Below are 11,709 nucleotides of genomic sequence, written 5' to 3' on the forward strand. Positions count from 1 at the left end.
GAGGTACTTCGGCAGTGTCTGCCGGGCGGCCTTGAAGTGGTCGGACTGGACGTGCGCGGCTCCGGCGTCGCCATCCTGGAATGCCTCGACCAGTACGTACTCGGTCGGGCTCTCAATGTTGCGGGACCAGTCGAACCATTTGCAGCCCGGCTCAGCGCGGGTCGCCTCGGTGAACGCCCGTGAGATCTCCGGCCACTGGTCGGCGTGCTCCGGCTTGATCCGGAACTTGGCGGTGATAAAGATCATTATAAACCCTTTCCGAGCTCATGGCTCTTGCTGTGGGCGACAGGCCGCCTGGGGTACCGAGCTCCAACGACTGTTTTCACACCGTCGGCGACGGGTGGCCCCCACGCTCGGCACCTCGCCCATGGTCGTAGCAGTCACAGCCGCCACGGGCTCGTGATCAGGGTTCGATGCCCTGGGTGGCAGTGACGCTGGGTGGCAGGGACATCGTAGGGCAGCCGAGGTGACGCGCCGCGGGGTGTGCGAATGTATACTTGTCAGACTTTCCTTGTCTGGAGAGGACGGGCGATGAGTCTTGAAGGGCGTCCCACTGGCGCGGAGGTAGCGGAGGTAGCGGGGAGCCGCGGCGGGCATGGCCAGGGGCCGGCCGTGGCAGGCCGTCCGGTCCTGCGCTACGCGATGGCGCGGGATGCGTCGCATTATCCCTGGTGCCTTCCGCAGTGGAACGTGTTGCCGGCGTGGGCGATGTGGCGGCGCTGTTTGCGAGATGCCGGCGAAGTGGTTCGTACCTGACGTTCCGCTCGGGCGGGACGAGCCTCAGCGGCCAGGGCGTCACCGATGGGATCCTGGTCGACGTGCGACCCGGTTTTCAGTCGGCCGAGGTGCTCGACGGTGGTGACCGTCTGCGCGCCGAGCCTGGCGTGACCGTCCGTGCCGCGAACGCGCGGCTGCGTCCGTACGGGCGGAAGCTCGGTCCCGACCCCGCGAGTGAGGTCGCCTGCACCCTGGGTGGAGTCATTGCCAACAATTCCAGCGGAATGGCCTGCGGTACCGGGCAGAACGCCTACCAGACGCTCGAGGCGATGACCGTGGTGCTATCCAGCGGATCCGTGATTGACACCGGTGCGCCGGACGCGGATGAACGGCTGCGCGCGCTGGAACCCGATCTGTATGAGGGCTTGCTGCGGCTCCGTGAGCGGATCTGCCGCAACCCGGCGTCCGTGGCGACGCTGCGTCGGCAGTTTTTAATGAAGAACACGATGGGCTACGGTCTCAACTCGTTTCTCGACTACGAGCGTCCCGTCGAGATCCTGGCCCATCTGATGATCGGTAGCGAAGGCACGCTCGGGTTCGTCGCCTCGGCCACGTTCCGGACGGTGGAGCTCTTTCCCCACGCCTCGACGGGCTTGGCGGTGTTTCGTGACCTCGCCACCGCGACCGCCGCGCTGCCCGAGCTGGTCGACGTGGGGTTCGCGACGATCGAACTGATGGACGCTCGGTCCCTTGCCGTTGCGCAGACCCTCGGCGCGACACCGGCTGAGATCGGCTCGCTGGAAGTGCGTGACCAGGTTGCGCTCCTGGTGGAGCTGCAGGCAGCGACCACCGAGGAGCTTGCCGACAAGGTGTCCGGGGCCGGCGGCGTGTGCGATGGGCTCGAGACCGAGTCGCCCCTGGAGCTGACCTCGGACCCGCGGCGCCGAAAGGACCTGTGGCATGTGCGTAAGGGTCTCTATACGGCCGTCGCGGGAGCGCGCCAGGCGGGGACCACGGCGTTGCTGGAGGATGTGGCGGTTCCGGTGCCGCACCTGCGGGTAGCGTGCCAGGAACTCACGAAGCTGTTCGACGCGCACGGCTATCAGAACAGTGTCATCTTCGGCCATGCCAAGGACGGCAATATCCATTTCATGCTCACTGAGACCTTCCAGGATCCCGCGCGGTTGGAACGCTACCACGCGTTCACCGAGGAAATGGTCGAGCTGGTGCTCGAGCACAAGGGGACGCTCAAGGCGGAGCACGGCACCGGCCGGATCATGGCGGGGTATATCCGTCGCCAGTACGGCGATGAACTGTATGACGTCATGACGGAGGTGAAGCGGCTGTTCGACCCGCCGGGAATCCTCAACCCGGGGGTCGTGCTGTCCGATGATCCTCGCTCCTATCTGCGCAATCTCAAGGATGTGCCGACGGTCGGCTACGGCGCGGACATGTGCGTGGAGTGCGGGTACTGCGAACCGGTCTGCCCGAGCCGGGCGCTGACCCTGACTCCTCGGCAGCGGATCGCCCTGCTGCGGGAGCGTGAGGCCGCGCGGCGGGAGGGAGACGAGGGGCTCGCCGACGAGCTGTCCGCGGCCTACCGCTATGACGCGGTCGACACCTGCGCGGTCGACGGTATGTGCCAGACCGCTTGCCCTGTGTAGATCAACACCGGATCACTCGTGCGAGAGCTGCGCGCCGAGAGGGTGAACAAGGGCGAGGACGCGCTGTGGCGCTCGGCGGCCCGCCACTGGGGGGCGACCACCGCACTGGCTGGGAAGGCGCTTTCTGCCGCCGCCGCACTGCCGCCGGCGTTGCCGACAGCCGCGACCTCCCTGGCCCGCAGAACGTTGGGCACCGACAGGATGCCCCAGTATGACGCCTCGCTGCCCCGCGGGGGGGTACCGGCGCCGGGCGGTCGTGGCTGCCGCAGAGGCGTGCGCCGTGTGTGCGTCGGTGCCATGTTCGGCTCGTCGTCGTCCAGCGGCGGGGTCATGCCCGCGATGCTGACGCTGTGCGCGCGTGCCGGAGTAGCGATACGGGTGCCCAAGGGCATTGCGTCGATGTGTTGCGGTATGCCGTGGAAGTCGAAGGGTCTCAGGGGTGGCCACGAGGTCATCGGGGCCAAGGTCCTGCCGGCGCTGCTCGCAGCGACCGACGGCGGCCGCCTGCCGGTCGTGTGCGACACGGCGTCGTGCACAGAAGGTCTGGAGGAGCTTCGCGCCGAGGCGGAGCGGCTTGGCGGCGGCTACGAGGCACTTCGTTTCGTGGACGCGCTCGAATTCGTGCGCGCCGAGGTCGTGGGCCGCCTCTCGGTGACCCGCCGGGTGGCGTCCCTGGTACTGCACCCTACGTGCTCGACCGAGCGGCGGGGCACCACGACTTTACTCAGGGAACTCGCCGAGCTGGTCAGCGACGAGGTGGTCGTGCCGCTGGACTGGAATTGCTGCGCGTTCGCCGGTGATCGCGGGCTCCTGCATCCCGAGCTGACTGCGGCGGCGACGTTGAACGAGGCACGTGAGGTCAACTCCCGCACCTTCGAGGTGCATGCGTCGGCCAACCGGACCTGCGAGGTCGGAATGTCACGCGCAACGGGGCGCGAATACGTCCACATTGTTGAGACGCTGGAGTACGCGACTCGCCCGATCCGTGATTCTGCCCATCCTAGCGGTGCCGGCTGAGAACGTGTTGGAGAACGCCGGTCGACGACTTCCCGTGACCTTGATGGATGCGCGGTCCGAGCGAACGTGTCACCCGCGCGCCGTCGCGGCTTCGTACTCGAAGCCCGCCTCCGGGCCCGGTTCGGCGCCGAAAGCGCCCGCGAGTCTCTCGCGCGCGGGAGAGGTGTTTGTGGAGTAAGACCGTTGCTGCGTCCTGATCGCCGGTCACGATCATCTCCAGCAAGCGAGCGTGCTCGCCGTAGATCGATTCCGCGCTCAGCAGCGCCCGGCCCTGTACCTGCGACATGCACAGCCGGACTTCACCGGCGAGTTTGTGGTACATGCCGCTGATGCGGGGACTGGACATCGAGTCGACGAGGCTGAGGTGAAACCGCATGTCGGGCTCGACGATCGCGATCTGAGGGCCGTTGATCACCGACTTGATCTCATCATTGGCCATCCGGGCCTGCGCGGGAACGCGGCGGGCCGCGGCGAGCAGCCGGAGTGGCTCGCGCTCGAGGCAGTAGCGCGTGTTGTAGATGTCGCGAACGTCGTCCGGGCCGAGCTCGGGGACCCGGGCGACCTTGTGACTGCCGCGGACAAGGAGACCGGCCGCGATCAGCTTCTCGATTGCCGCCTTCGCGGTCGGGCGAGCGATATCGTACTGGGTGGCGACGCCTACTTCGGTCAGCGCCTGGTTGCTGTCGATATTGCCGCTGAACAGCTCGGCGCGAAGATTTTTGACCACCGCATCTATGAACGATACCGGCTGTACAGGGCGGCGCATCACCCAGTCACCTTCCAGTACATGCGAGTCAGGCGGGTTGGTGACCCTCATGGAATCAACACGAGCTAGCCGAGATTACAACCGTCAGTCGTAGCCCCGCGCGGTCTCGCCCATCCCACCCAGACTCGCCCATCCCGCCCAGGACGCCGATCGCCCGACCGGTCGGCAAGCGCGGTCTCGACCTCGGTGGGCGCACCTCACGGCGGGCCGCATCGGCCAGCAGCGCCGTGAACCGCACCCACCCATGAGGGCCGGGCCTGTCAGGGCTGAACCGCCCCGGGCTCTCAACAGCCCGGGGCGGTTCCGGTTCAGCCGCCAACGTGAGCCGCGTTCTCAGGTATTCAGCTCCGGGGTGTCGCGGGTCGGGGTGAACTCGGGGGTGGCATGGTAGTCGACCGCGCCGGCCGCCTGCGGGTAGTGCAGGTCGAAGGCGGGCCGCTCGGAGCGGATCCGCGGCAGCGAGGTGAAGTTGTGCCGCGGCGGTGGGCAGGACGTCGCCCATTCCAGCGAGTTGCCGAAGCCCCACGGGTCGTCCACTGTCACGACCCGACCCTTCCGGTACGACCACCACAGATTGTACAGCAGCGGCAGGGTCGACAGCGCAAGCAGGGAGCTGCCAGCGGTGGCGATGGTGTTCAGCGTGGTGAAGCCGTCGTCCGGGCCGTAGTCGGCGTATCTGCGCGGCAGGCCCTTGACACCGAGCCAGTGATCCACCAGGAAGGTCAGGTGGAAGCCGAAGAACATCGTCCAGAAGTGCACCTTCGCGAGCCGCTCGTTCAACATCCGGCCGGTGACCTTCGGGAACCAAAAGTACACCCCGCCGAAGCCGGCGAACAACAGGCCGGCGACGACGTAGTGGAAGTGGCCGACGACGAAGTAGCTGTCCGAGACGTGGAAGTCGATCGGCGGGCTGGCCAGCAGAACACCGGTCAGACCACCGAACAGGAACGTCACCAGGAAGCCGACGGCGAACAACATCGGCGCCTCGAAGGTGAGCTGTCCGCGCCACATCGTGCCGATCCAGTTGAAGAACTTGACCCCGGTGGGCACCGCGATCAGGAACGTCAGGAAAGCGAAGAACGGCAGCAGCGCCGCGCCGGTGACGTACATGTGATGCGCCCACACAGCGATCGCCAGCGCCCCGATGCCGATGGTCGCGTAGACCAGTCCCTTGTAGCCGAACAACGGCTTTCGGGAGAACACCGGGATGATCTCCGTGATGATCCCGAAGAAGGGCAGGGCGATGATGTACACCTCGGGATGCCCGAAGAACCAGAACAGGTGTTGCCAGAGGACGGCGCCGCCGTTACCCGGGTCGAAGATGTGCGCGCCGAACCGGCGGTCGAACTCCAGGGCGAGTAGCGCGGCCGCGAGCACCGGGAAGGCGACCAGCACCAGGATCGAGGTCACCAGCAGGTTCCAGCAGAAGATCGGCAGCCGGAACATCGTCATGCCGGGCGCCCGCAGGCAAAGGATCGTCGTGATGAAGTTGACCGCGCCCAGGATGGTACCCAGACCGGAGACGGTCAGACCCAGCACCCACAGGTCACTGCCGACGCCCGGCGAGTAGGCGGCGTTCGACAGCGGCGTATAGGCGAACCAGCCGAAGGAGGCGGCGCCGTTCGGCGTAAGGAAGCCCGCGGTGACCGTCAGGCTGCCGAACAGGAACAGCCAGAACGACAACGCGTTCAGCCGTGGAAAGGCCACGTCAGGCGAGCCGATCTGCAGCGGGATCAGGTAGTTCGCGAACGCAAACGCGATCGGCGTCGCGAACATCAGCAGCATCAGCGTGCCGTGCATCGTGAAAACCTGATTGTACTGCTCGTTCGACAGGTACTGCAGACCCGGCTGGGTGAGCTCGGCCCGGATGAGCATCGCCAGGATTCCAGCGAACGCGAAGAATACCAGCGAGGTCATGAAGTACAGCAGCGCGATGTCCTTGTGCGACGTCGTCCGCAGGTACTGCGCCAGGGTTTTCACAACCCCGGGCGGGAGCTCGCCCGCCGGCGGGCCCGTGTGCCCGGCCGGTCTATCGTGCACAAGTGTCACATTCCGCTCCCGATGGTGTTGCCGCTGCCGGCGCTAGTCACGTTATCCGCGCACCGGTTGCCGCGGCACGGCCTGACGTCCCACATTCGGAGGAACTCCGGCACCCGAACCGGGCGCAGAACGTCCTGCGCCAGGCAGGCCCACCATTATTCGTTGGCCGTTCTCGCGGGTCTTTCGGTGGGGCTTTCTTACCGCTGGCGTCCCTTCCCTTCCCTTGCTACCGGCTGCTCTCACTTGTTGTTGCCGGGTGGGCGCGGACGTGCAGGCGTTCGCCCTGGGGGCCGAACAGGCTGAGGGCTTCGGCGGGCCGCGGGGTGGGGTTGCTGAAGGCGTGGGGGACGTGGGTGTCGAACTCCGCGACCTCGCCGGGGGTGGGAACGATGTCGTGCTCGCCGAGCTGCAGGCGCAGCCGTCCGGACAGGACGTAGAACCATTCGTAGCCCTCGTGGGCCTGCCGTTGCGGTTCGCGGGCGGGCCAGTGCGCCGGGATGGTCATTTTGTAGGCCTGCAGCTCGCCGGGTCGGCGGGTGAGCGGGATGAGCGTCATGCCGTTGCGTTCGATCGGGCGGGGGTGGATGCGCGGGTCGGCGGTTGGCGTGCCGACCAGCTCGTCCAGCGGCACCTGGTGGGGGCGTGCCAGCGGCAGCAGCAGTTCCAGGGTGAGCCGGCGCTGGCCGGACTCCAGGCGGGACAAGGTGCTGACCGAGATCCCGGTGGCCTGGGACAGCTGTGGCAGCGTCACCCCGTGCCGGTGGCGCAGCGCGCGTAGCCGCGGGCCCACCGCCGCCAGGACGCCGTCGAGATCGGGCACATCATTGAATCTACGAGGATTCCCGACGGGGTCCGCGCGACGGATGTCGCGCGGACCCTGGCCGAGTCAGCGCGCGAGCCACCCCCGGTAGGTGGTCCTGGCGATGGCGGCGCCGTCCTTGGCGATGAGGGCGCCGCCCGAGGCGGCGGCGAATATGCCGGCGCTGTTGTCGGTGACGACGGTGCGATGGTCACCGTGGGCGGCGAGGGTGATCTTGCCCAGTTCGTCGAGCGCGAAGATCTCGGGGCCGGCGACGTTGCGGGTGCCCTGCAGCGGGGTGCCCACGCTGACGTCGGCCACGGCCTGGGCGACGTCGACCGCGGCGATGGGTTGGACGCGCGTGGCGGGCAGGCGGACGGTGTTCTCGTCGGTGGTCCAAGACAGCGCCGCGTCGATGAACTCGAAGAACTGCGTGGCGCGGACGATCGAGTACGGCACGGGGCCGGCCTTGAGGATGTTCTCCTGCAGCACCTTGGCGCGATAGTAGACCAGGCCCGGCACCTGGTCGGCGCCCACGATCGAGAGGATGACGGCGTGGCTGACGCCGGCGGCCTTGGCGGCTGTGAGCAGGTTGTCCATGGTCGTCTGGAAGAACGCGGGCGAGGCGTCGTCGAAGGTCGGCGAGTTCGTCAGGTTGACGACGACATCGGCCCCCTCCATCGCCTCGGGCAGGCCCTGCCCGCGCAGCAGGTCCACGCCGGTGGACGGCGAGTGCGGCACTGCCTCGTGCCCGCTCGCGTTCAGGATCCGGACCACCTTCGATCCGATGAGCCCGGTTCCACCGATGACAGCGATCTTCATCTTCTTGGCCTTCCGGTTTCGCGGAGGTGAAATGTCCGAGTATGTGGGTACGACGGGGGCGGTCTAGCTGAGCTCACGGTCAGTTTGTGCGCGAGGCTCGGCGGTTCTTACGCCGGACGAGCTCCTCCTCGTCCACGAGCGAAAGCATCGGTTTGCCCGGTTCGCAGAGCATGGTGACGGTGAAGCGCACGGGGATGTCGTCGCGGTTGTTGCCGTCCTGGTAGTGGATGACGTCGCCACCCGGCTCCCAGAACGGATCGCCGGCCCGGACGACACGCGCCGGCTCACCTTCGAGCTCGAACACCATCTCGTCGTCCAGCACATAGAATTCGTAATGAAGTAATTAATGCAAGCCAATATGCGTCTTCGCAGGTCACGGGCTCGCGAGGACCCCGAAGTGAACAAGTTATTTTATTCCGAATCCATAGCCGAAGGCCGGTCCGGTGTGCCGGTGCGGAGGGGTACCAGGTGATTTCCCAGACCTGACCGGTCGCACGCCAAGGCTCAGGAAGAGACCGCTGACGCCATGACCGAGGCCAGCAGAAGATCAGCCGCATCGAGTCAAGGCGCCGACACCGATCTCCGGGCGGACCGCCAGCACGATCACCCCGGGAGGGAACCGGAACCTCGCGAACTCCGACACCGGCAGCGGCGGAGCGACCGCACCTCGAACCATCACCTGATCATGCCCAAGTACCAGCATGCAGGTCCCGCCTTGGCCGCATGCAACAGAGCCGATTGACCTGTGGTTTGGCCTTTGCTGGTCGCGTGCCCGCGCGCACCTGCGCGCGTCCCCCCGCTGGGACCGCGCTCGGTCAGGGCGGCCCCGCTCCGCCGGAGACACTCGCGACCGCCTCGGCCTCCGGCAGCGCTGGCTGGGGGGTGAAGAGCACCGCGGTGCGGGCCGCCGTGCCGCGCGCCCACCGGCCGGTGGTGAGCACGCCAAGCACGGCGATGGCGAGCTCACAGCTAACCATGATCCACCAGGCGGGCGCGCTGGTCGGGTCGATGGTCGTCACGCCAGGACGGCCCGCAACGTGATGCGCGGCTACCGAGCCGAAGATCGCGACGCCGAGCGCCATGCCGATCTGCCGGCTGGTACCGGAGACCGCTGCCGCGACGCCGGCTTGGGCGACCGGCATCCCGGACACCGCGATATTCGTGGTCGGTGCGTTGACCATCCCAAACCCGACGCCGAAGAGTACGTAGGCGCAGATGACCGGCGCCAGGCTGGTCTGCGTCCCCAGGAGGGATAGCAGGACGCCGCTGGCCTGCAACGCCATCCCAGCGGTGATCAACGACGGCCGCGGCCCGTGGCTGGCCACGAGCCGGCCGGAAATCGGCGGCGTCACCGCCGCGAGGGCCGCCATCGGTAGCGTCAGCAGGCCGGCGTGCAGTGCCGAGTAGCCGCGCACGACCTGCAGATAGAGCGTGTTCAGGAAGAGGAAGCCGCCTAACGCCGCGAAGGCGCAGAGCGCGATGACGGTGGCACCGGCAAACGGAGCGCTGCGGAAGAACCGCACATCCAGCAGGGCGTCCTGGCGCCGCGTCTCGCACACGACGAGCCCGGTCAGGGCAAGGGCGGCGACGATGAACATGACGATCGTCCGGGGGGCCGCCCAGCCGGCGGCCGGCGCCTCGATGATTGCGTAAGCGAGGGTGCCGAGGGTGACGGCGACGAGCGCCTGGCCCGCCGGGTCGAACCGCCGGGCCCGCGGCGCCCTCGACTCGGGCACGTACCGGCCGGTGAGCACCATCGCGACGATGCCGATCGGCACGTTGATCCAGAAGATCGACCGCCAGCCGACCGTGTCGACCAGCAGGCCGCCGAGAACCGGTCCCAGTGCCATGCTCAGGCCGATCACCCCGCCCCACATGCCGATCGCGCGCGCCCGCTCCCGGGGCTCGGTGAAGGTGTTGGTGATGATCGCCAGTGCGACCGGGTTGAGCATCGACCCGCCGACCGCCTGGATCATCCGGAACGCGATCAACCAGCCAAGCCCAGGTGCCAGGCTACATAGCAGCGACCCGAAGGAGAACAGCGTCAGCCCGGTCTGGAACACGCGCCTGCGCCCGAACCGGTCGCCCATCGAGCCGGAGAAGAGCAGCAGGCTTGCCAGCACCAGGCCGTAGGCGTCAATCGTCCACTGCAGCCCGGAGTCGGCGGCATGGAGGTCGTTCCTGATCGACGGCAGGGCGACGTTGAGGATCGTCGCGTCCAGCGCGACAATGAACAGGCTCGAGCAGCAGATCACCAGCACCACGTGCCGCCGGCCCTTGCCCAGCTCGGGCGGCATCGACGCCATCAGCGTTCCGATCGTTGTAGGACGCAAAGAATTCGTAATGAAGTAATTAATGCAAGCCAATATGAGTCTTCGCAGGTCACGGGCTCGCGAGGACCCCGAAGTGAACAAGTTATTTCATTCCGAATCCAAAGTAGGCGAGGTGAGAGCGCCTCATAGGCGACTCCATTGGCGGTTGGCTCTCCCGACCACCCGCAGGGCCACGATCTGACCGACCGCGCCCACACCGCCGCCGGCCCTCTCCCTGACGACCTACGTGACATTCTCATAACAATACTGACTCCTCGCGGTTGGCCGGAATCTGTAGTTAGCCGATTACGGTTGCTGCTGGGTTGGTGGTGACTGGGAGTGGCCGGGTGGGGCGGGCGTAGGTGACGCGGCGGCGGACGTCGCTGACGGCCCTGTTGGCCAGATGGACGACGTGGAACGGGCCGACGGCCAGCGCCGCGGGTGGCAGCGCCTCGCGGGCGGCGGCCTCGTTTTCTACCCCGACCCACGGCTACACCAGCCACCACCAGGCATCATAGAAGGTCAGCGGCCAAATACGCCGTCCGGCGAACCGCGAAGAGCCCCAATACCCTGGGCGGCGGGCACTCACTTTATCGATGTCACGAGCATCGGCTTCGATTGGATGAGCTTATCGCCATGCCGCTCGCACGCTCAGTTGGTCTATTCTGTTGACGGACGTCCCGACCCTAGACCCGACCTCTGCCGCAGCGAGTTCTCCGCTGCCTTCGCCGAACCGTCCTCGGACGGCTTGGACGTACTCCATCCGCCGGTAGGCCCGCCATGTGCGCGACCTGCGTCGGAGAAGCCACCCAACGGGCTCGACCGAGCTTTGCGGCGAGACGAGCCCCTCCTTGCGACAGTTCAATAACGCTGCCCCATGAATTACAGGAGCCTGTTCAGTGGACAAGATCTGCACAATCGAGGAACTACACGCCGAGGCCTCCGATCTCACCGGGCTTTCCGACTTTGGCCCGCCGGACTACCTCGAGGGGCTGGAGGTCGTCCTTGCCTCCTACGAGCAGGAGACCGCCCTGACTGCGGACGGCGTCCGGATGGTCCGCGACAATCTGTGCGGAATCCTGGTTTCCCGCCTTTTCAGTGAGGCCGGGTGGCGCGAATACCCCGAGCATGCCCAGGTACCGATCGAGCGACCGGTGTTCATCGTCGGCATGCCGCGCACCGGCACGACCACCCTGCACCGGCTGCTCGCCGCCGACCCGGCCAACCAGGGCGTCGAACTGTGGCTGACCTACGCTCCCCAGCCCCGGCCGCCGGTCTCGACCTGGCCGACCAACCCGGTCTTCCGGCAGACCCAGCAGGATATCGCCGGCTTCGTCGCGCAACATCCTGGCTATCTGGGCATTCACAATCGTATCGCCGATGCGGTCGAGGAGTGTTGGCGATTGATCCGCCAATCAATGCTCTCGAGCCTTCTTGAATATACCGGGCACCTGCCGACCTACTCCGCGTGGATCGCAGACCAGGATTGGACTGGCGCGTACCAGCGGAACCGGCGCAATCTGCAGCTGATCGGGCTGCGCGATCCCGAGCGCCGCTGGGTGCTCAAATGCC

The 11,709-nt window shown here is 66.9% G+C and carries 10 protein-coding genes and 1 pseudogene; 3 read left to right on the plus strand and 8 right to left on the minus strand.

Annotated elements, in window-relative coordinates; translation table 11 throughout:
- Positions 1-246: putative quinol monooxygenase (locus tag AC08OT_RS13655; RefSeq protein WP_476602876.1), on the minus strand; the 246-nt coding region annotated here is incomplete at its 3' end.
- Between the two features lie 455 nt (positions 247-701).
- On the opposite strand from AC08OT_RS13655, the gene AC08OT_RS13660 reads away from it, so the two are divergent.
- Positions 702-2,381: an FAD-binding oxidoreductase gene (locus tag AC08OT_RS13660; protein ID WP_476597753.1), complete on the plus strand. Its 1,680-nt coding sequence runs from the start codon at positions 702-704 to the stop codon at positions 2,379-2,381.
- An 18-nt stretch (positions 2,382-2,399) separates the two neighbouring features.
- Positions 2,400-3,398 carry a (Fe-S)-binding protein gene (locus AC08OT_RS13665; protein ID WP_476597755.1) on the plus strand — a complete coding sequence of 333 codons (999 nt, stop codon included), beginning with the start codon at positions 2,400-2,402 and terminating at the stop codon, positions 3,396-3,398.
- Here AC08OT_RS13665 and AC08OT_RS13670 read toward each other — a convergent pair.
- The 7 genes and pseudogenes from AC08OT_RS13670 to AC08OT_RS13700 form a co-directional block, all read right to left on the minus strand.
- Complete coding sequence (locus AC08OT_RS13670; protein WP_476602877.1) at positions 3,382-4,215, minus strand: GntR family transcriptional regulator; 834 nt, start codon at positions 4,213-4,215, stop codon at positions 3,382-3,384. The two genes, AC08OT_RS13665 and AC08OT_RS13670, sit on opposite strands and share 17 nt — an antisense overlap.
- A 282-nt stretch (positions 4,216-4,497) precedes the next feature.
- Positions 4,498-6,213 carry an aa3-type cytochrome oxidase subunit I gene (ctaD, locus tag AC08OT_RS13675; RefSeq protein WP_462187685.1) on the minus strand — a complete coding sequence of 572 codons (1,716 nt, stop codon included), beginning with the start codon at positions 6,211-6,213 and terminating at the stop codon, positions 4,498-4,500.
- Between the two features lie 217 nt (positions 6,214-6,430).
- Positions 6,431-7,024, minus strand: coding sequence for a helix-turn-helix domain-containing protein (locus AC08OT_RS13680; RefSeq protein ID WP_476602878.1), 594 nt, complete (start codon positions 7,022-7,024; stop codon positions 6,431-6,433).
- A gap of 66 nt (positions 7,025-7,090) precedes the next feature.
- Positions 7,091-7,825: an SDR family oxidoreductase gene (locus AC08OT_RS13685; RefSeq protein WP_476594011.1), complete on the minus strand. Its 735-nt coding sequence runs from the start codon at positions 7,823-7,825 to the stop codon at positions 7,091-7,093.
- A gap of 79 nt (positions 7,826-7,904) precedes the next feature.
- Positions 7,905-8,147: a cupin domain-containing protein gene (locus tag AC08OT_RS13690; RefSeq protein ID WP_476594010.1), complete on the minus strand. Its 243-nt coding sequence runs from the start codon at positions 8,145-8,147 to the stop codon at positions 7,905-7,907.
- Positions 8,148-8,640: 493 nt separating this feature from the next.
- The gene (locus AC08OT_RS13695; RefSeq protein WP_476602879.1) at positions 8,641-10,131 is read right to left on the minus strand and encodes a DHA2 family efflux MFS transporter permease subunit; all 1,491 of its coding nucleotides are present in this window, start codon (positions 10,129-10,131) and stop codon (positions 8,641-8,643) included.
- Positions 10,132-10,435: 304 nt separating this feature from the next.
- Positions 10,436-10,591 (minus strand): annotated as a pseudogene (locus tag AC08OT_RS13700) (transposase); the annotation flags it as partial.
- Between the two features lie 445 nt (positions 10,592-11,036).
- Here AC08OT_RS13700 and AC08OT_RS13705 point away from each other — a divergent pair.
- A partial coding sequence (locus AC08OT_RS13705; protein ID WP_476594008.1) for a sulfotransferase family protein occupies positions 11,037-11,709 on the plus strand: 673 nt, incomplete at its 3' end.

The organism is Frankia sp. CgJB1 (assembly GCF_977947065.1).